Origin of the sequence: Bradyrhizobium sp. SZCCHNS3016 (assembly GCF_032484535.1) — a bacterium.
Lineage (GTDB): Bacteria > Pseudomonadota > Alphaproteobacteria > Rhizobiales > Xanthobacteraceae > Bradyrhizobium.
The window spans coordinates 196,661-215,491 of sequence record NZ_JAUETE010000010.1 but is presented as its reverse complement, the minus strand read 5'-3'; the positions used below and the strand labels follow the sequence as shown (position 1 = coordinate 215,491).

General features: G+C 66.8%; 16 protein-coding genes. 9 read left to right on the top strand and 7 right to left on the bottom strand.

Annotated elements, in window-relative coordinates; genetic code table 11:
* Position 1: 1 nt before the first annotated feature.
* The 4 genes from QW881_RS20270 to QW881_RS20255 form a co-directional block, all read right to left on the bottom strand.
* On the bottom strand, positions 2–880 hold the full coding sequence (locus tag QW881_RS20270; RefSeq protein WP_315753504.1) for a branched-chain amino acid ABC transporter permease: 879 nt from the start codon (positions 878–880) through the stop codon (positions 2–4).
* 13 nt (positions 881–893) lie between these two features.
* Positions 894–1,607 (bottom strand): ABC transporter ATP-binding protein, encoded by a 714-nt coding sequence (locus QW881_RS20265; protein ID WP_315753502.1) that lies wholly within the window; start codon positions 1,605–1,607, stop codon positions 894–896.
* Positions 1,604–2,401, bottom strand: coding sequence for an ABC transporter ATP-binding protein (locus QW881_RS20260; RefSeq protein WP_315753500.1), 798 nt, complete (start codon positions 2,399–2,401; stop codon positions 1,604–1,606). Before QW881_RS20260 ends, QW881_RS20265 begins: the two co-directional genes overlap by 4 nt.
* Before the next feature lie 66 nt (positions 2,402–2,467).
* On the bottom strand, positions 2,468–3,352 hold the full coding sequence (locus tag QW881_RS20255; protein WP_315734694.1) for an IclR family transcriptional regulator: 885 nt from the start codon (positions 3,350–3,352) through the stop codon (positions 2,468–2,470).
* A gap of 213 nt (positions 3,353–3,565) precedes the next feature.
* Here QW881_RS20255 and QW881_RS20250 point away from each other — a divergent pair, with 213 nt between their 5' ends.
* The 9 genes from QW881_RS20250 to QW881_RS20210 all read left to right on the top strand — a co-directional run bounded on the left by QW881_RS20250 (position 3,566) and on the right by QW881_RS20210 (position 15,441).
* Positions 3,566–5,659, top strand: a complete 2,094-nt coding sequence (locus QW881_RS20250; RefSeq protein WP_315753498.1) for a 3-hydroxyacyl-CoA dehydrogenase NAD-binding domain-containing protein — start codon at positions 3,566–3,568, stop codon at positions 5,657–5,659.
* A 178-nt stretch (positions 5,660–5,837) separates the two neighbouring features.
* A complete protein-coding gene (gene pimA / locus QW881_RS20245) occupies positions 5,838–7,502 on the top strand; it encodes a dicarboxylate--CoA ligase PimA (RefSeq protein ID WP_315753496.1) in 1,665 nt (554 codons plus the stop codon).
* Between the two features lie 20 nt (positions 7,503–7,522).
* Complete coding sequence (locus QW881_RS20240; RefSeq protein WP_315753494.1) at positions 7,523–8,710, top strand: acetyl-CoA C-acyltransferase; 1,188 nt, start codon at positions 7,523–7,525, stop codon at positions 8,708–8,710.
* 250 nt (positions 8,711–8,960) lie between these two features.
* A complete protein-coding gene (pimC, locus tag QW881_RS20235) occupies positions 8,961–10,151 on the top strand; it encodes a pimeloyl-CoA dehydrogenase large subunit (protein WP_315753492.1) in 1,191 nt (396 codons plus the stop codon).
* Between the two features lie 144 nt (positions 10,152–10,295).
* Positions 10,296–11,438 (top strand): pimeloyl-CoA dehydrogenase small subunit, encoded by a 1,143-nt coding sequence (gene pimD, locus QW881_RS20230; RefSeq protein ID WP_315753490.1) that lies wholly within the window; start codon positions 10,296–10,298, stop codon positions 11,436–11,438.
* A 273-nt stretch (positions 11,439–11,711) separates the two neighbouring features.
* On the top strand, positions 11,712–12,485 hold the full coding sequence (locus tag QW881_RS20225; protein ID WP_315753488.1) for an SDR family oxidoreductase: 774 nt from the start codon (positions 11,712–11,714) through the stop codon (positions 12,483–12,485).
* Positions 12,486–12,639: 154 nt separating this feature from the next.
* Positions 12,640–14,142 (top strand): glycerol kinase GlpK, encoded by a 1,503-nt coding sequence (gene glpK / locus QW881_RS20220; protein ID WP_315753486.1) that lies wholly within the window; start codon positions 12,640–12,642, stop codon positions 14,140–14,142.
* A gap of 12 nt (positions 14,143–14,154) precedes the next feature.
* Positions 14,155–14,748, top strand: a complete 594-nt coding sequence (locus QW881_RS20215; protein WP_315753484.1) for a GNAT family N-acetyltransferase — start codon at positions 14,155–14,157, stop codon at positions 14,746–14,748.
* A gap of 60 nt (positions 14,749–14,808) precedes the next feature.
* Positions 14,809–15,441: a glutathione S-transferase family protein gene (locus tag QW881_RS20210; RefSeq protein ID WP_315753482.1), complete on the top strand. Its 633-nt coding sequence runs from the start codon at positions 14,809–14,811 to the stop codon at positions 15,439–15,441.
* 236 nt (positions 15,442–15,677) lie between these two features.
* Here the strand turns inward: QW881_RS20210 and QW881_RS20205 are convergent, their stop codons facing one another.
* The 3 genes from QW881_RS20205 to QW881_RS20195 are packed head-to-tail and all read right to left on the bottom strand — an operon-like array spanning position 15,678 to position 18,546.
* On the bottom strand, positions 15,678–16,643 hold the full coding sequence (locus QW881_RS20205; RefSeq protein ID WP_315753480.1) for an HlyD family secretion protein: 966 nt from the start codon (positions 16,641–16,643) through the stop codon (positions 15,678–15,680).
* 53 nt (positions 16,644–16,696) lie between these two features.
* Positions 16,697–17,416, bottom strand: coding sequence for an ABC transporter ATP-binding protein (locus tag QW881_RS20200; protein WP_316159134.1), 720 nt, complete (start codon positions 17,414–17,416; stop codon positions 16,697–16,699).
* On the bottom strand, positions 17,413–18,546 hold the full coding sequence (locus QW881_RS20195) for an ABC transporter permease (RefSeq protein WP_315753475.1): 1,134 nt from the start codon (positions 18,544–18,546) through the stop codon (positions 17,413–17,415). The genes QW881_RS20200 and QW881_RS20195 overlap by 4 nt, the downstream gene beginning before the upstream one ends.
* Positions 18,547–18,831: the final 285 nt, after the last annotated feature.

Sequence of the window (18,831 nt, the reverse complement as noted above, 5' to 3'; positions counted from 1 at the left end):
ATCAGACTCGCTTCACGATGCTGCGGCCGAACAGGCCGGCGGGCTTGATGACCAGGACGGAGATGATGAGGGCCAGCGCGATCGGCAGCTTCATCTCGTTGCCGACATGCGGGATGTAGGTTCCGGCGAGATTCTCGAAGATGCCGACCAGGAAGCCGCCGAGCACCGCGCCGAACGGGCTGGTGAGGCCGCCGAGCACGGCCGCGGCGAACCCGTAGATCAGGACGCCGCCCATCATGTTGGGCTCGAGGAAGACCACCGGCGCGATCAGCATGCCGGCGATCGAGCCGATCGCCGCCGCCATGCCCCAGCCGAGCGCGATCATCCAGGACGTGTTGATGCCGACCAGTCGCGCCGACTCGGGCACCGCCGCCGCCGCGCGCATCGCAAGCCCGACCCTGGTGTACTGGAAGAAGAAGTACAGGCCGATCAGCAGCAGCAAGGTGATGCCGATCATGCCGGCCTGATGCGTCGAGATCAGCTGGCTGCCCAGGAACGGCGACGATCCGAACGGTGTCGGATACTGCTTGATGGTGAAGTCCCAGGTCAGTCCGGCAAAGGAGTTGATGATCGAGTACAGCGCGATGAAGCCCGCGACCTGGGTCAGGATCGGCGCCTTGGTGAGCGGCTTGAACAGCACGCGCTCGATGGCGATGCCGCCGGCAAAGGAGAAGGCCAGCGTCACCACGAAGGCAACCCAGTAGGGCAGGCCCCATTGCATCAGCTGCCAGGAGATGAAGGTCGAAAACATCGCCATCTCGCCTTGCGCGAAGTTGAGATGGTCGATCGCCTGGTAGATCATCACGACCGCGAGCGCCATGCAGGCGTAGATCGCACCCGTCGCAATGCCGGCCAGGACCTGGTTGGTGAACAGCTCCATTGTCCCGCCTCCGTTAGTAGCCCAGATAGGATTTGCGGACGTTCTCGTCGTTCGCGATGTCCGAGGCGACACCCGACATGACGATGCGGCCGGTCTCGATCACATAGGCCTGGTCGGCGAGCTCCAGCGCGAGCTGCGCGTTCTGCTCGACGACGAGGATCGATACCTTTTCCTCGCGGTTGATCTTGCCGAGGATGCCGAAGAGGTCGCGGACCACCAGCGGCGCGAGGCCGAACGACGGCTCGTCGAGCAGCATCAACCTGGGACGCAGCATCAACGCCCGCGCCACCGCCAGCATCTGCTGCTCGCCGCCGGACAGGGTACCGGCCTGCTGGGTGTGGCGCTCCTTCAGCTTCGGGAAGTAGGAATACATCCGCTCGATGTCGGCAACGATGCCGGCCTTGTCGCTGCGCGTGATGGCGCCGAGCTGCAGGTTTTCCTCCACCGTCATGTTGGTGAAGGTGCCGCGGCCCTGCGGCACATGGGCAATGCCGAAGCGCACGATGCTCTCGGTCGATTTGTTGTTGAGCGGCTTGCCCTCGAACTCGATCGCGCCGGTCGAGCGCACCATGTTGCAGATGGCGCGCAGGGTGGTGGTCTTGCCCGCGCCGTTGGCGCCGAGCAGGGTCGTCAGCGAGCCTTCGTTGAGGGAGAAGGAGAGGCCGTGCAGGGCCTGGACCTGGCCGTAATAGGCGCGCAGGTCCTTGACGTTGAGCAGCGGCGTCATTGATCCTTGCTCCCGAGATAGGCCTTGATGACGTCGGGATCGGCCTGCACCTGCGCGGGCGTGCCCTCGGCGAGCTTGCGGCCGAAATTCAGCGCCACGACGTGGTCGGCGATCGACATCACCAGTCCCATGTGATGCTCGACCAGCAGCACGGTCACCTTGCGGTCGTCGCGGATGCGCCGGATCAGATCGCCCAGCACATGGACCTCCTCGTGATTGAGGCCGCCGGCAGGCTCGTCGAGCAGCAGGATCTTCGGGTCGGCGGCGAGCGCGCGCGCCAGCTCGACGCGCTTCTGGGTGCCGAACGGCAGCCCGGACACGGTCTTGTGCGCGACCTCATCGAGGTCGAGATAGGCGAGAATCTCGTGAACCTTGGTGTTGACGGAATTCTCGCTGCGCCGGACCCAGGCCAGACGCAGCGAATCCGAGATGATGTCGCTGGAGGTGCGCGCGTGGGTGCCGACGCGGACGTTGTCGAGCACGGAGAGATTGGGAAACAGCGCGACGTTCTGGAAGGTGCGGCCGATGCCGATCTCGGCGATGCGGTGCGGCGGCCGCTTCAGGATGCTGCGGCCTTCCATCAGGATGTCGCCGGAGCTCGGCTGATAGAGGCGGCTGAGGCAGTTGAACAGGGTGGTCTTGCCGGCGCCGTTCGGGCCGATGAGGCCGAGGATCTGGCCCTGGCGCATGTCGAACGAGACGCCGTTCAGCGCCACGATGCCGCCGAACACGACGCTGACGTCGCGGACGGCGAGCAGCGGATCGTTGGTCTGGGCGAGTTGTGCCTGCGTCATCTCGTCTCGCCCCTCCCGAATTCGTTCAGGTCAGGACGCGGCGCCAGCCGACCGCGATGATGCAGGCTATCTGATACCCTCGGCAACACGGGCAACTTTTCCTCCTGGCTTCGGCTTCTTATTGAGTTCTTTGTTTGATGGGCTGCTTGTTTGATTAGTTGACAGCGCGAGGCCGCCGAGCGCCGCTTCGATGTTCCTTACCATCGCGACGAGACGAGGTCCAATGTCGGTCCGCAAACGCTCTTCCGTGAAGCGGAATGCCGGTGCTCCGCAATTCACGGCGTAGGGACCGGTTCCGTCGTTCAGCCGCAACGCGACGCCGACCGCATGAACGTCGTCCTGCCATTCGCCGGCCGAGATGGTGAAGCCATATTTCGCGACGGTCTCGCCGGCGCGTTCGATGCCGTCGCGGATTTTCGGCCAACGGCTGCCATAATGCTCGCGCATCTCCCGCATCAACGCGGCGCGATCCTCGTCCGGCAGCGCCCAGATGTAGGCGCGGCCCATCGCTGTAGTTGCAATCGGAATGCGCGAGCCGACGTCGAGTTGAACGTTGACGACGCCGTGACGGCTCTGGCCGAAATAGATCATGCTGAGCCGGTCGCGGCCGCCGATCGCGACCGCGCCGCCGGTCTCGCGCATCAGCTGCTCGCGGAACGGCTCGGAAAGATGGCGGATGCCGAGGTTGGCGAGGGCGGCATAGCCCAGCGCCAGCGCCGATGGCGCCAACTGGTATTTCTCGAAGCGCGGCACCGGGGTGAGATAGCCGAGCTTGGTGAGCGTGTAAGTCAGGCGCGAGACCGTGGCCTTCGGCAGGTTGGTGCGCGCGGCAATTTCCTGATTGCCCAGCAGGCCGTCATTCGGCCGGAATGCCCGCAGCACGTCCAGGCCGCGCGCCAGCGCGACGACGAAGCTCCGATCGGTCGCGGGTTTCTTCCCTGGGCGTTTCATGTCATCGGCTGTTGATTGATGAGCCTCGTTGACAACGCTCGTGCTTCAAAATAACCCTGGATGTCAAGATGTGGAATTAGATTTCGCACTGCGGAATTGACGTTCAGCAGCGGGTAGACGCAAGCAAGGCTGATACTCTGCGCAAATGAAAAGCCAAGAATTGGCCGGCACGTTAACCGGCCGCAAAGAAACGACATCCCAAGGAGCTTACGCGTGAGCGAAGTGGCAAAGCTTGATCGTCATGACATCATCGGCATCGTCACCATCGACAGCCCGCCCGTCAATGCGCTGAGTGCCGCAGTGCGCGGCGGCATCCTGGACAACGTCAAGGCGGCGATCGCCGATCCCGCGATCAAGGCGATCGTGCTCACCTGCGGCGGGCGCACGTTCATCGCCGGCGCCGATATCACCGAATTCGGCAAGCCGCCGAAGCCGCCGGCGCTCAACGACGTCTTGAGCACGATCGAGAACAGCCCCAAGCCGGTGATTGCCGCCATTCATGGAACGGCCCTGGGCGGTGGTCTCGAAGTGGCGCTCGCCTGTCATTATCGTGTCGCCACCAAGGAGGCGAAGCTCGGCCTGCCCGAGGTGAAGCTCGGCCTGCTGCCGGGCGCGGGCGGCACCCAGCGCCTGCCGCGCGCCGTAGGCCCCGAACTCGCGGTCAAGATGATCGTCGGCGGCGATCCGATCGGCGCGGCGGAGGCGCACAAGGCGGGCCTGATCGAGGAGATCGTCGAGGGGCCGGCATCGGGCGGCGAGGCCTTCGCGCGCAAGGTGGTGGCGGAGAACCGTCCGCTGCGCAAGTTGCGTGACGACGATTCCAAGCTGGCGGCCGCCAAGGCCGATCGTTCGATCTTCACCAGTGCGGTGGCGGCGATCACCAAGAAGTCGCGCGGCCTCGAGGCGCCGTTCGCGGCCGCCGACGCGGTCGGCTACGCGATCGACCTGCCGTTCGACGAGGGCCTGAAGAAGGAGCGCGAAGGCTTCCTCAAGCTCCTCACCAGCGATCAGTCCAAGGCGCAGCGCTACGCCTTCTTCGCCGAGCGCGAGGCGGCCAAGATCGCCGGCGTGCCCGAGGGGACCAAGGGCCGCAAGGTCGAGCGCGTCGCCATCATCGGGGCCGGCACCATGGGCGGCGGCATCGCGATGTCGTTCGCCAATGCCGGCATCCCGGTCACGCTGATCGAGACCGCCGAAGAGCAGCTCAAGCGCGGCATGGGCATCATGCAGAAGAACTGGGAGGCCACCGCGGCGCGCGGCGGCATCCCGGCCGATGCGCCGGCCAAGCGCATGGCGCTGATCGATGGCAAGGTCGGACTCGAGAACGTCAAGGATGCCGATCTCGTGATCGAGGCGGTGTTCGAGACCATGGCCGTGAAGAAGGAAGTGTTCGGCAAGCTCGATCAATACGCCAAGCCCGGCGCCGTGCTCGCCTCGAACACGTCCTATCTGAACATCGACGCCATCGCCGCAGAGACCAGCCGGCCCCAGGACGTGCTCGGCATGCATTTCTTCTCGCCGGCTAACGTGATGAAGCTGTGCGAGATCGTGCGTGCGGAGAAGACCGCGCCGGACGCGCTCGTCACGGCAGTATCGATCGCGCGCAAGATCGCCAAGGTGCCGGCGGTGGTCGGTGTCTGCGACGGCTTCGTCGGCAACCGCATGCTGGCGCAGCGCGGCAAGCAGGCGGAGAAGCTGTTGTTCGAAGGTGCGCTGCCGCAGCAGGTCGACGCCGTCGTCACCAAGTTCGGCATGCCGATGGGCCCGTTCGCGATGGGCGATCTCGCCGGCCTCGACATCGGCTGGCGCTCGCGCAAGGACCGCGGCATCAAGAGCGAGATCGCGGACGCGCTGTGCGAGGCCGGCCGCTTCGGCCAGAAGACCGGCAAGGGCTATTACAAATACGAGGCCGGCTCGCGTGCGCCGCTGCCGGATCCCGATGTCGAGAAGCTGATCGACGAGACGCTCGCCAAGCTCGGCCTCAAGCGGCGCGCGGTCAGCGACGAGGAGATCCTCGAGCGCATGATGTATCCGATGATCAACGAGGGCGCGAAGATCCTCGCCGAGGGCATCGCCGCGCGGCCGTCGGATATCGATGTCGTCTGGCTCTATGGCTATGGCTGGCCGATCTATCGCGGCGGTCCGATGTACTGGGCCGACAGCGTCGGTCTGAAGCACATCGCCGAGCGGCTGGCCTACTACGCCAAGGAGACCAACGATCCGTCGCTGGAGCCGGCGCCGCTGCTCAAGAAGCTCGCCGACGAAGGCAAGACTTTTGCGTCGCTGGCGCAGGGGAAGGCCGCTTGAGGCTTCGCTCTAGCTCCGCGCTCAACTGCGCCCCCCTCCCCCTTGTGGGGAGGGGTCGGGGGTGGGGGTCCACAACGGCAGTCTCGCCCGGAGCCTCCCCCCTCCCAGGTCCTCCCCCACAAGGGGGGAGGGAACGGAAAGAGCAGGGCCGCCTTACGGCAAGAAATACAGAGTCCTCATGACCCACCCCGGCGAACAGTTCTATCCCGAAGGCGTCCGCTGGGACGCGCCGATCGCGCGCGGCACCTTGCCGGACCTGTTGGCGCAGGCGGTGAGCGAGTTCGGCGATCGCGATGCGCTCGAATTCCGCGATCGGCCGATCACGTTCAAGCAGCTCGAAGCGCTTGCCAACCAGGCCGCCGCGGCGTTCCTGCGCGCCGGTTTTGGCAAGGGCGCGTCGATCGCGCTGTTCCTCGGCAATACGCCGGATCATCCGATCAACTTCTTCGGCGCGCTCAAGGCCGGCGCCCGCGTGGTGCACCTGTCGCCGCTCGATGGCGAGATCGCGCTGTCGCACAAGCTCAGCGATTCCGGCGCGCGCATCCTGGTGACGTCGAACCTCAGCGCGCTGCTGCCGACGGCGTTGAAGTTCCTGGAGAAGGGCCTGCTCGATCGCCTGATCGTCTGCGAGGACGACCATTGGGGCAAGGTCGGCACGCCGCAAACGCCGCTGCCGGACAACCCTGCGGTCGTCACGCACCGCGCCTTCGTCGATGGCGCGGTGGTGCCCGCGAAATGGCCGGCCATCTCGCCCGACGACATCGCCCTGCTGCAATATACCGGCGGCACCACCGGCCTGCCCAAGGGCGCGATGCTGACGCATGGCAATCTCACCTCGGCGGTGTCGATCGCCGCAATCTGGGGGCGCGCGACGCGTGCGAACGGCAATGGTTCCGACCGGGTGATCTGCGTCTTGCCGCTGTTCCACATCTATGCGCTGACGGTGGTGCTGCTGACCTCGCTACGCCTCGGCAGCCTGATCTCGCTGCACCAGCGCTTCGATCTCGAAGCCGTGATGCGCGACATCGAGGTCAAGCGCGCGACCTATTTCCCGGGCGTGCCGACGATGTGGATCGCGATCGCCAACCTGCCCGACCTCGACACGCGCGATCTGTCGTCGCTGACCAGCGTCGGCTCCGGCGGCGCGCCGCTTCCGGTCGAGGTCGCGCGCATCCTCGAGCGCCGCGTCGGCATGAAGCTGAAGAGCGGCTGGGGCATGACCGAGACCTGCTCGCCCGGCACCGCCCACCCCAAGGGCGGCCCGGACAAGCCGGGCTCGATCGGGATCACGCTGCCCGGCATCGAGATGGACGTCGTGTCGCTCGAGGATCCCTCAAAGGTGCTTGGCGTGAACGAGGTCGGCGAGATCCGGATCAAGGGGCCAAACGTCACCAAGGGCTATTGGAACCGGCCGGAGGAAACGGCGCAGTCGTTCGTCGGCGATCATTTCCTGACCGGCGACATCGGCTATGTCGACGCCGACGGTTTCTACTTCCTGGTCGACCGCAAGAAGGACATGATCATCTCCGGCGGCTTCAACGTCTATCCGCAGATGATCGAGCAGGCGATCTACACCCATCCGGCGGTGCAGGAGGTCATCGTGATCGGCATTCCCGACGCCTATCGCGGCGAGGCCGCCAAGGCCTTCATCAAGCTGCGCGACGGCGCAGCACCGTTCCCGGTCGAGGATCTCCGCGCCTTCCTCACCGGCAAGCTCGGCAAGCACGAGTTGCCGGCGGCGGTCGAGTTCGTCGACGAGCTGCCGCGCACGCCGGTCGGCAAGCTGTCGCGTCACGAACTGCGCCAGCAGCAATCACCCACGTCTCACAGCAAACATCAGTAACAACAACAGGAGGTCCGCCCATGACCGATGCCGTCATCGTTTCCACCGCCCGCACGCCAATCGGCAAGGCCTATCGCGGCGCGCTCAACGCCACTGGCGGCGCCACCTTGCTCGGCCACGCCATCGGCGAGGCGGTCAAGCGCGCCAAGGTCGATCCGGCCGAGGTCGAGGATGTCGTGATGGGCGCGGCCCTGCAGCAGGGCTCGACCGGCGGCAACATCGCGCGCAAGGCGCTGCTGCGCGCCGGCCTGCCGGTGTCGGTCGGCGGCACCACGATCGACCGCCAATGCGCCTCCGGCCTGCAGGCGATCGCGCTCGCGGCGCGCTCGGTGATCTTCGACGGCGTCGAGATCGCGGTCGGTGGCGGCGGCGAGTCGATCTCGCTGGTCCAGAACGACAAGATGAACACGTTCCAGGCCACCGACCCGGCGCTGCTCGAGATCAAGGGCGACGTCTACATGCCGATGATCGACACCGCCGAGATCGTCGCCAAGCGCTACGGCATCTCGCGCGAGCGGCAGGACGAATATGCGCTGGAGAGCCAGCGCCGCACCGCAGCCGCGCAGCAGGGCGGCAAGTTCAACGACGAGCTGGCGCCGATCACCACCAAGATGGCGGTCACCGACAAGGCCACCGGCAACATCTCGTTCAAGGACGTGACCTTCTCGCAGGACGAAGGTCCGCGTCCGGAGACGACCGCCGAAGGTCTCGCCGGCCTCAAGGCCGTGCGCGGCGACGGCTTCTCGATCACCGCCGGCAATGCCAGCCAGCTCTCGGACGGCGCTTCGGCCTGCGTGATCATGAGCGACGCCAACGCGGCCAAGCGCGGCCTTCAGCCGCTGGGCATCTTCCGCGGCTTCGTTGCGCATGGCTGCGAGCCCGACGAGATGGGCATCGGCCCGGTGTTCGCGGTGCCGCGGCTGCTCAAGCGCCACGGCCTCACCGTCGACGACATCGGCCTGTGGGAGCTCAACGAGGCGTTTGCGGTGCAGGTGCTGTATTGCCGCGACAAGCTCGGCATCGACCCCGACAAGATCAACGTCAACGGCGGCGCCATCGCGGTCGGCCACCCCTATGGCATGTCGGGCGCACGCCTGACGGGCCATGCGCTGATCGAAGGCCGCCGCCGCAAGGCCAAATACGCGGTGGTGACGATGTGCGTCGGCGGCGGCATGGGCGCCGCCGGCCTGTTCGAGGTGCTGCAGTAACTTGATTGTCGTCCCGCGCCAATCTCGCGCGGGATTTCCCACAGCTGTCGCCCCGGCAAGCTTGCGAGCGCGCGAGCGCTCGCAAGTGCAGACCCGGGACCCATACCGCGTGATATCGCTTGAGGCATTCTGGCAGACGCCTTTGCCTCCAACGTCCGCCGGTGGCTATGGATCCCTGCGTTCGCAGGGACGACAGCGGAGCAAGACGAACTGACCGCAGGTCGATTTGAATACCTAAAGGGAGGATCCGATGGATCTTGCATTCACGAAGGAAGAGCAGGCGTTCCGCGAGGAAGTGCGGCAGTTCTTCAGGGACAATGTGCCGCCGGAGACGCGGCGGAAGATGATCGAAGGCCGCCATCTGTCGAAGGACGAGATGGTGACCTGGTGGCGCATCCTCAACAAGAAGGGCTGGGGTGTCTCGCACTGGCCGGAGGAATATGGCGGCACCGGCTGGACCTCCGTGCAGCACTACATCTTCAACGAGGAGCTGCAGGCCTATCCGGCGCCGCAGCCGCTCGCCTTCGGCGTCAGCATGGTCGGCCCCGTCATCTACACCTTCGGCAACGAGGAGCAGAAGAGGAAGTATCTGCCGCGCATCGCCAATGTCGACGACTGGTGGTGCCAGGGCTTCTCCGAGCCGGGCTCGGGCTCCGACCTCGCCTCGCTGAAGACCAAGGCGGAGCGCCGCGGCAACAAGTGGATCATCAACGGCCAGAAGACCTGGACCACGCTTGCGCAGCACGCCGACATGATCTTCTGCCTGTGCCGCACCGATCCGGCGGCGAAGAAGCAGATGGGCATCTCCTTCATCGTCTTCAGCATGAAGTCGAAGGGCGTGACGGTGCGTCCGATCCAGACCATCGACGGCGGCCACGAGGTCAACGAGGTGTTCTTCGACGACGTCGAAGTGCCCATCGAGAACCTGATCGGCGAGGAGAACAAGGGCTGGGACTACGCCAAGTTCCTGCTCGGCAACGAGCGCACGGGGATTGCCCGCGTCGGCGTCTCCAAGGAACGCATCCGCCGCATCAAGGAGCTCGCCGGCAAGATCGAATCCGGCGGCCGTCCGGTGCTGGAGGATCCGTCGTTCCGCGAGAAGCTCACGGCCTGCGAGGTCGAGCTGAAGGCGCTGGAACTGACGCAGCTGCGCGTCGTCGCCGACGAGGGCAAGCACGGCAAGGGCAAGCCCAATCCGGCGTCCTCGGTGCTGAAGATCAAGGGCTCGGAGATCCAGCAGACCACGACCGAGCTGCTGATGGAGGTGATCGGTCCGTTCGCCGCGCCGTATGACGTGCACGGCGACGACGACAGCAACGAGACCATGGATTGGACCGCCCAGATCGCGCCGAGCTACTTCAACAACCGCAAGGTCTCGATCTACGGCGGCTCCAACGAGATCCAGCGCAACATCATCGCCAAGGCGGTGCTGGGGCTCTGACATGTGAGCCGCAGCGCCTCGACGACGCACGCTGTCATGGCCGGGCTTGACCCGGCCATCCACGCCGCCCGCACAACTGCACGACGTGGATGCCCGCGACAAGCGCGGGCATGACGGAGAATGGGGATACTGGAGAGTCAACCAATGGATTTTGATCTCACCGAGGAGCAACGCCTCCTCAAGGACAGCATCGACGGCCTGCTGGCGGATGCCTATGATTTCGACAAGCGCAAGCTTTACATGAAGGAGAAGGGCGGCTGGAGCCAGGCGATGTGGTCCAAGCTCGCCGAGCAGGGCCTGCTCGGTCTGCCGTTCTCCGAGGACGACGGCGGCTTCGGCGCCGGCGGTGTCGAGACCATGATCGTGATGGAGGCGATGGGCCGCGCGCTGGTGCTCGAGCCGTATCTGGCGACCGTGGTGCTCGCTGGCGGCTTCCTGCGTCATGGCGCCTCGGCAGCGCAGAAGGCGGCGCATCTTCCCGGCATCATCGACGGCAGCAAGACGTTCGCCTTCGCCCAGCTCGAGAAGCAGTCGCGCTACGACCTGTTCGATGTCGCCGCCTCGGCGAAGAAGAAGGGCGACGGCTATGTCATCGACGGCGAAAAGTTCGTCGTGCTCAACGGTGAGAACGCCGACACCCTGATCGTGACCGCGCGCACCTCGGGCGGCCAGCGCGACAAGTCCGGCATCGGCGTGTTCATCGTGCCGGCCGACGCCAAGGGTGTCACCCGCAAGGGCTATCCGACCCAGGACGGCCTGCACGCGGCCGACATCACCTTCACCGGCGTCGAGATCGGCGCTGACAGCGTGATCGGCGATCCCGCGAACGCCCTGCCGCTGATCGAGCGCGTCGTCGACGAAGCCCGCATCGCGCTGTGCGCCGAGGCGGTCGGCCTGATGGACGAGTCGCTCAAGACCACGGTCGAGTACATCAAGACGCGCAAGCAGTTCGGTGTCGCGATCGGCTCGTTCCAGTCGCTGCAGCACCGCGCCTCCGACATGTTCGTCGCGCTGGAGCAGGCCCGCTCGATGTCGATGTTCGCCACCATGGCCGCCGAGTTCGACGACGCCAAGGAGCGCGCCACATCGATTGCCGCAGCCAAGGTCCAGATCGGCAAATCGGCCAAGTTCGTCGGCCAGCAGTCGATCCAGCTCCATGGCGGCATCGGCATGACCATGGAGGCCAAGATCGGCCACTACTTCAAGCGGCTGTCGATGATCGAAACGACGTTCGGCGACACCGACTACCACATGCGCCGCGTCAGCGAGGCCGGCGGGTTGATCTAAGCGAATGCGTCGTTGCCGGGCTTGACCCGGCAACCCATCGCTCTCTGAGATGGATGCGCGGGCCTTCGCCGCGCCGAAGGGGCTTCGGCCCCGCAGGCGGGTCAAGCCCGCGCATGACGGATTTGAGAGAGCTACGTTGCCGGCGTCGACTGGCTCCGGAGCAATTTGATCGTCGAGCCGTCATTGCGAGCGGAGCGAAGCATCCAGGGCGTCACGCGCGACTCTGGATTGCTTCGTCGCTTCGCTCCTCGCAATGACGCGGAGGAAGCAGATATGACCCCCAATCCCTTCGACCTCTCCGGACAGGTCGCCGTCGTCACCGGCTCCAGCCGCGGCATCGGCCGCGCCTCGGCCGAGCTGCTGGCGCAGCTCGGCGCCAAGGTGGTGATCTCCAGCCGCAAGCTTGACGCCTGCGAGGAGGTCGCGAGCGACATCCGCGCCAATGGCGGCGATGCGCACGTCATTCCCTGTAACATCTCGCGTCGCGCCGAAGTCGACGCGCTGATCGACGGCGCCGTGACGCGCTACGGCCAGGTCGACATCCTCGTCTGCAACGCGGCGGTGAACCCGTATTACGGTCCGCTGCTCGACATATCAGACGAGGCCTTCGACAAGATCATGGCCTCCAACGTGAAGAGCAACCTCTGGCTCTGCGCCAAGGCGATCCCGCCGATGGCCGCGCGCGGCAAGGGCTCGGTCATCATCGTCTCCTCGATCGGCGGCCTGCGCGGCTCGACCGTGATCGGCGCCTACGGCATCTCCAAGGCCGCCGATTTTTCGCTGTGCCGCAGCCTCGCCGGTGAGTGGGGTCCGCAGGGCGTCCGCATCAATTGCGTCGCGCCCGGCCTGGTCAAGACCGACTTCGCCCGCGCGCTGTGGGAGGACGAGGCCCGTCTGAAGCAGCGCTGCGCCACCACGCCGCTCCGCCGCATCGGCGAGCCGCACGAGATCGCCGGCGCGGTCGCCTACCTCGCTTCGGATGCGTCGACCTTCATGACCGGCCAGACCATCGTCGTGGATGGCGGTGTGACCACGGCTGCGGTGTAGCGGGCTCCTACCTAACCGAGCAGCAGCGATCGATTTCCTCACCCTCCCCTGGATGGGGAGGGGGGACAGGGCACGTGCTGCTCCACCTTGACCTCGCCCGCCTGATCCGCTTGCTTGTCGGCCCAACGTCGTCAACCTCCCGGGAAGAAACCCCATGTCCTTCGTGCTGGCCATCGATCAGGGCACCACGTCCTCGCGCGCGATGGTGTTCCGCTCCGACATCTCGATCGCCGCCGTGGCGCAGCAGGAATTCCCGCAGCATTTCCCGGCGTCGGGCTGGGTCGAGCACGAGCCGGAGGACATCTGGACCTCGACCGTGATGACCTGCCGCGACGCGCTGACGAAGGCGGGCCTGGCCGCAAAGGACATCGCCGCGATCGGCATCACCAACCAGCGCGAGACCACCGTGGTGTGGGACCGCGCCACCGGCCAGGCGGTGCACCGCGCCATCGTCTGGCAGGATCGCCGCACCGCCGACATCTGCGCGCGGCTCAAGGCGGACGGCCATGAACCGGATGTCAGCGCCAAAACCGGCCTGATCATCGATCCCTATTTCTCCGGCACCAAGGTCGCCTGGATTCTCGACCACGTGCCGGGCGCGCGCGAGCGCGCCGAGCGCGGCGAGCTGATGTTCGGCACCGTCGACTGCTACCTGCTGTGGCGCCTGACCGGCGGCAAGGTGCACGCCACCGACGCCACCAACGCCTCGCGCACGCTGCTGTTCAACATCCACACCGGGCAGTGGGACGAGACGCTGCTGAAGCTGCTGCGCGTGCCGCGCTCGATGCTGCCCGAGGTGAAGGATTCCTCGGCCGATTTCGGCACCACCACGCCCGATCTGTTCGGCGGTCCGATCAAGGTCGCGGGCATCGCCGGCGACCAGCAGGCCGCGACCATTGGACAAGCCTGCTTCACGCCGGGCATGATGAAGTCGACCTACGGCACCGGCTGCTTCGCGCTGCTCAACACCGGCGCCACGCCGGTGAAATCGAACAACAAGCTGCTGACGACCATCGCCTATCAGCTCGACGGCGTCAGGACCTATGCGCTCGAAGGCTCGATCTTCGTCGCCGGCTCGGCCGTGCAATGGCTGCGCGACGGGCTCGGCATCATCAAGCATGCCGCGGAAACCGGCCCGCTCGCCGACAAGTCCGACTCGATGCAGTCGGTCTACCTGGTGCCGGCCTTCGTCGGCCTCGGCGCACCGTATTGGAATCCGCGCGTGCGCGGCGCGCTGTTCGGCCTCACCCGCAACACCGGGCCGGCCGAACTCGCGCATGCGACGCTGGAAAGCGTCTGCTACCAGACCTACGACCTGTGGGCGGCGATGCGCGCCGACTGGCCGGATGCCTCCGCCGCTACCATCGTGTTGCGCGTCGACGGCGGCATGACCGCCTCCGACTGGACCATGCAGCGCCTTGCAGATTTGCTCGACGCGCCGGTCGACCGTCCCATGATCCAGGAGACGACCGCGCTCGGCGCCGCCTATCTCGCCGGCCTGAATGCGGGCGTCTATCCGGAGCCGGAGAAGTTCGCCGACAATTGGCGGCTCGAGCACCGCTTCCGGCCGGCGATGAGCGCGGCGACCCGGCAGCGCAAGCTCGCCGGCTGGGCGCGCGCCGTGAAGGGCGTGCTGGCGAGCGACGAGGGCGAGTAGGGCGCAACGGTGGTGACTTCTCCCGACGGCTTTTTCGACGTTCCGGCCGGCAAGATCGCTGCCGTTGTGACCTCGCTGGAGATGCTGGCGGCTCCGGCTCTCCCGCCCGATCCAGCCGGCGACTGGAGCATCCGCCGCGTCGCGCAGCCGGATCTCGACTGGTACCGGGACCTCTACAGCCGCGTCGGCCGGGAATGGCTATGGTCGCAACGGCTGCGGATGAGCGACGCCGAGCTCGCTGTGGCTATTCGCTCACCGGGGGTCGAGATATCCACGCTCGTCCATGATGGCGGCGACGAGGGCCTGCTGGAGCTCGACTTCCGCACCAAGAACGATTGCGAGCTGGTGCTGTTCGGCGTCACGTCGAAGCTGATCGGCACCAGCGCCGGCCGCCTGCTGATGAACCACGCGCTACGCCGCGCCTGGGCGCAGCCGCTGACCCGGCTCTGGGTCCACACCTGCAGCTTCGATCATCCGCGCGCGCTCGCCTTCTACCAGCGCTCCGGCTTCCGGCCCTATCGCCGCCAGATCGAGATCGCCCCCGACCCGCGCCTCGACGGCACCCTGCCGCGCGATGTCGCAGCGCATGTGCCGCTGCTCGCCTGAACATGGGAGCTGACAACGGCGCCGAACGGCGCTTCAATGCGCCGCACAGGAGGATAACCGATGTTCCTGATCGGCCAATACGACTCGCCTTTCGTCCGTCGCACCGCGATCGCGCTCAGGCTCTACGGCCTGCCGTTCGAGCACAAGCCGTGGTCGACCTTCGGCGACGCCGACAAGATCGCGCCGTACAACCCGCTGCTGCGCGTACCCGTGCTGGTGCTCGACGACGGCGAGGCGCTGATCGATTCGGTCGCGATCCTCGATCATCTCGACGAGACCGTCGGGCCCGAGCGCGCGATGCTGGCGCGGAGCGGCGCGCTGCGCCGCAGGCAGCTGCATACGATCGCGCTCGCGACTGGCTTGGGCGACAAGGCCGTCAGCCTGATCTATGAGCGCGTGCTGCGCAAGGACCGCCTCGCCCTGTGGGTCGCGCGTTGCGAGACGCAGATCTCGGGCGTGCTGGCGATGCTCGAGGCGGAGCGCGCCGCAATCACGACAGACTACTGGTATGGCGAGCGAATCGGCCATGCCGACATTGCCGTCGCTTGCGTGCTGCGCTTCACATGCGAGGCGCATCCGCATCTGTTCGACGCCACGCGCTATCCGGCGCTGGCGGCCCACGCCGCAAGGTGCGAGGCGCTGCCGCCATTCCAGGAGATCGTCCAGCCGCTGGCCCCGCCGAGCGGGGATTGATGGAGTCCATCGAGACGTCAGACCGTGCCGCTTGCTCGGTGCCGACCCTCCCCTGGAGGGGGGGCGCCTCACGATGAGCGAAGCGAAACGTGAGGCGGGGTGGGGTGATCTCTCCATCAGCAGCAGTGCTCGTGGCTTCACCCCACACCGCTCGCCCGCTGCGCGTGCGAGCGACCCTCCCCCTCCAGGGGCGGGTGGGCAGCAGCGCGCGAGGCGTGGGCCGAACGGCGCGCCCCTCACGGCCTGAAATACACGTCCACCTTCATGCCCACCGCGAACGGGCCCGGCTCGGCCAGATCGACCAGCACCTCGACGACATCGACATCGGTCATGTTGCGCTGGCTGAGCGCAGCAGCGCGGCTGCTCTCGACCAGGGGGGCGATGGCGGCGACCTTGCCGGCGACGTCGCGGCCGCGGAAGGCGTCGGAGCGGACCACGGCCTGCTGGCCGACCTTGATCTTGTCGAGGTCGCGCTGGTCGAGCTCGGCGCGCACGCGCAGCGAGGACGTATCGCCGAGCAGCACCATCGGCTGGGTCGCCTGCGGCGAGGCGATCTCGCCGGTGCGCGCATTGACCTGCAGCACCGTGCCGTCGAGCGGCGCGCGGATGGTGAGCTTTTCCAACGTGGCGCGGGCGCCCTGCAGTTCGCTGCGGGCGACGTTGAGCTGGCCCTCGGCGCTGATCGGCAGTGGCGCATCAGCGGTGACCTTGCGCAGCTCGTCGGCCTGCTGCTCCAGCTTCGCCTGCGCGGCTGTCAGTTGCGTGCGTGCGGTGTCGACATCGGCATCGGCGCCGTGCCCGGCGCGCCGCTCGGCCACGGCCTTGTCGAGCGCAGCACGCGCGTCGAACACCGCCGCCTGCGCATCGGCGAGGCCGTCTTCGGCGCGGCGCCGGGGACCCGCGCCAGACGGCGTCGACTCCTTGTTGCGCACGCGCTTGCGCATCGCGACCTGCGCCTCGGCGCTGGCGAGCTGCGCGCGGGCCTCGGCGTCGCCGAGCCGCACCAGGGCCTGGCCGATGAACACGGTCTCGTTCGGCTTGACCAGCACCTCCTGGATCGGCCCGACCACGGGCGCGCCGAGCTTGATCAGGCCGGATGTCGGCTCGACCCGGCCAGGCGCGACGGCCAGCCAGCGTTCCTCCTGAGCATTGGCGGCGCGCGCTGTCGGTGGAATCGAGGTCGGCGTGACGGTGATAGCCAATGCGGCCGCTGCGACGAGCCCGAGCAGGTGAGCGCGTTCTGGAATTCCCGATATCATGCGTGCGAGACTTTCTTCATGGACTCGCCGCCGCTCTCCTCGCGGACGATGCGGCCGTCCTCGATGTGAATGACGCGATTGGCGAACGGCAGGATGCGCGGATCGTGCGTGACCACCAGCACCGCGCGTGAGGGATCCTTGGCGATGTCCGCGAGCAGGGTCATGATCGCATGGCCATTGGCCGTATCGAGCGCGCCGGTCGGCTCGTCGGCGAGAATGACCTGCGTCTTGCCGACGATGGCGCGGGCGATCGCGACGCGCTGCTGCTCGCCGCCCGAGAGCTCGCGCGGGAACGACCGCCTCTTCGGACCGAGGCCGACCCTGTCGAGCACCTCGCGCGCCGCCTTCTTCGCAGACCCCGCGCGTTCGCCGCGCACATCGAGCGCGAGCCGCACATTGTCCTCGGCGTTCAGCGTCGGAAACAGATGATAGGATTGGAAGATGAAGCCGATGCGCTCGCGGCGCAGCTCCGCCAGCGCCTCGGGATCGAGCCCCGCGACCGGCTGGTTGGCAACCTGCACGGCACCGCCATCCGGCGTCATCAGGCAACCCAGGATCGACAGCAGCGTCGTCTTGCCGCTGCCCGAGGGGCCCATCAGCAGCGCCAGCTCGCCGCCCTTCAGCGACAGGCTTACGCCCTTCAGTGCCTGCACCCTGCCGGCCCCCTGGCCGAGGTGATGCACGAGATCGGTGGCCTCGAGCACGGTGTCGGTCATCGCGAGAATACCAGGGTCGGGTCGATGCGCATCACCTTGAGGATCGCCGCGATCGCCGAGCCGACGCACATCGTCACCGTCAGCACGAACAGCGCGACCGTCAGCGTCGGTGTCATGATGACCGGCAGCGCCGATTCCGCGGTCGCCGCCGCCACGATCTTGCCGATCGCCGCAGCGCCGGCGAAGCCGACGATGGCGCTGAGCAGCGCCTGCCAGATGATGACGGTGTAGATGTAGCGGCTGGACGAGCCGATCGCGCGCAGGGTCGCGAACTCGTTGATGTGATCCTTGGTGCTGGAATAGAGCGTCTGCGCCACGATCACGGTGCCGACGATGAGGCCGAGCAGGGCGCCGGCGAACAGCGCGGCACCCGCGCCGGTGCCGAACAGCCAGAACGAGCGGCTGCGGCTCGCGAACTCGGCTGCGGTCAGCACCTCGACATTGGACAGGCTGTCGCGCAGCGCCCGCTGCACGGTCCAGAGGTCGGCCTCGGCCGCCAGCTTGACCACCAGATAGGACGCCTTGTTCGAGGCGATGCCGGTATAGGCGCGGGCGCGGTCGACGTCGGTGAACACGTAAGGCGTTGTCGTGAACGAGCGGATGCCTTTGGTGACAGCCATCACCTGCACCTTCTGGTCGCGGAGCTCCGCAGCCTGGCCGGCGCCGCCGATGCCGAGCCGCTCGAAATAGGTCTGGTCGATCGCGACGGCGCCGGGCACCGAGAGGTCGTCGAGCCGTCCGTCCACCACGTTCCAGGGATGCAGGCCGAGCCCGCGCAGTTCCGAGCCGACCACGAAGACCGGCGTCGTGGTGCCCTGCGGCAGCCGCCATTGTGCATAGCCGATCACCAGCGGCGTCGCCTCCGCCACTCCGGGGACCGCCAGCGCCCGGAACCGCTGCCGCTCGTCAAGCAGCGAGGGATCCTCGAAGCATTTGGTGCCGACTGGCATGATCCACAGCTCGGCCGGGGAATGGTCGATCATGGTGGTGACCATGCGGCGGAAGCCGACATAGAGGCCCATCTGCACGGTCACCAGCACGATCGAGAAGATGATGCCGATGATGGTGGCAATGAATCGAAGCCTGTCATGGAACAGGTTTCGGGACGCAAGCCTGAACTGCAACGACATGAACGAAAAACCACCCGGAGGCCCCGGCGGCATTTCAGCCGGTTACCGGGGATAAGTCCACGCTGCATCGCATGGCGCCGGCTGTGGCGCTTTGTCATTCGCGGCGGCCGTGGCGCGGGGGACACGGGGACGGGTTACATGCGGTGCTGCCCCTGCGAACGCATATGGGAGGCGACGGCGGTCCGCCATAACTGGTGTCGTCCCGGCGAACGCCGGGATCCATAACCACAGGGAGGTGTCGCTGCGCTCGGTATCGATCACGGCGGCCGACAGATGCATCACGCG

What these genes read in the sequence shown, in the direction of transcription:
- QW881_RS20270 (WP_315753504.1), bottom strand. Translation starts at nt 880, where the DNA reads ATGGAGCTGTTCACCAACCAGGTCCTGGCCGGCATTGCGACGGGTGCG.
- QW881_RS20265 (WP_315753502.1), bottom strand. Translation starts at nt 1,607, where the DNA reads ATGACGCCGCTGCTCAACGTCAAGGACCTGCGCGCCTATTACGGCCAG.
- QW881_RS20260 (WP_315753500.1), bottom strand. Translation starts at nt 2,401, where the DNA reads ATGACGCAGGCACAACTCGCCCAGACCAACGATCCGCTGCTCGCCGTC.
- QW881_RS20255 (WP_315734694.1), bottom strand. Translation starts at nt 3,352, where the DNA reads ATGAAACGCCCAGGGAAGAAACCCGCGACCGATCGGAGCTTCGTCGTC.
- pimA (WP_315753496.1), top strand. Translation starts at nt 5,838, where the DNA reads ATGACCCACCCCGGCGAACAGTTCTATCCCGAAGGCGTCCGCTGGGAC.
- QW881_RS20240 (WP_315753494.1), top strand. Translation starts at nt 7,523, where the DNA reads ATGACCGATGCCGTCATCGTTTCCACCGCCCGCACGCCAATCGGCAAG.
- pimC (WP_315753492.1), top strand. Translation starts at nt 8,961, where the DNA reads ATGGATCTTGCATTCACGAAGGAAGAGCAGGCGTTCCGCGAGGAAGTG.
- pimD (WP_315753490.1), top strand. Translation starts at nt 10,296, where the DNA reads ATGGATTTTGATCTCACCGAGGAGCAACGCCTCCTCAAGGACAGCATC.
- QW881_RS20225 (WP_315753488.1), top strand. Translation starts at nt 11,712, where the DNA reads ATGACCCCCAATCCCTTCGACCTCTCCGGACAGGTCGCCGTCGTCACC.
- glpK (WP_315753486.1), top strand. Translation starts at nt 12,640, where the DNA reads ATGTCCTTCGTGCTGGCCATCGATCAGGGCACCACGTCCTCGCGCGCG.
- QW881_RS20210 (WP_315753482.1), top strand. Translation starts at nt 14,809, where the DNA reads ATGTTCCTGATCGGCCAATACGACTCGCCTTTCGTCCGTCGCACCGCG.
- QW881_RS20200 (WP_316159134.1), bottom strand. Translation starts at nt 17,416, where the DNA reads ATGACCGACACCGTGCTCGAGGCCACCGATCTCGTGCATCACCTCGGC.
- QW881_RS20195 (WP_315753475.1), bottom strand. Translation starts at nt 18,546, where the DNA reads ATGTCGTTGCAGTTCAGGCTTGCGTCCCGAAACCTGTTCCATGACAGG.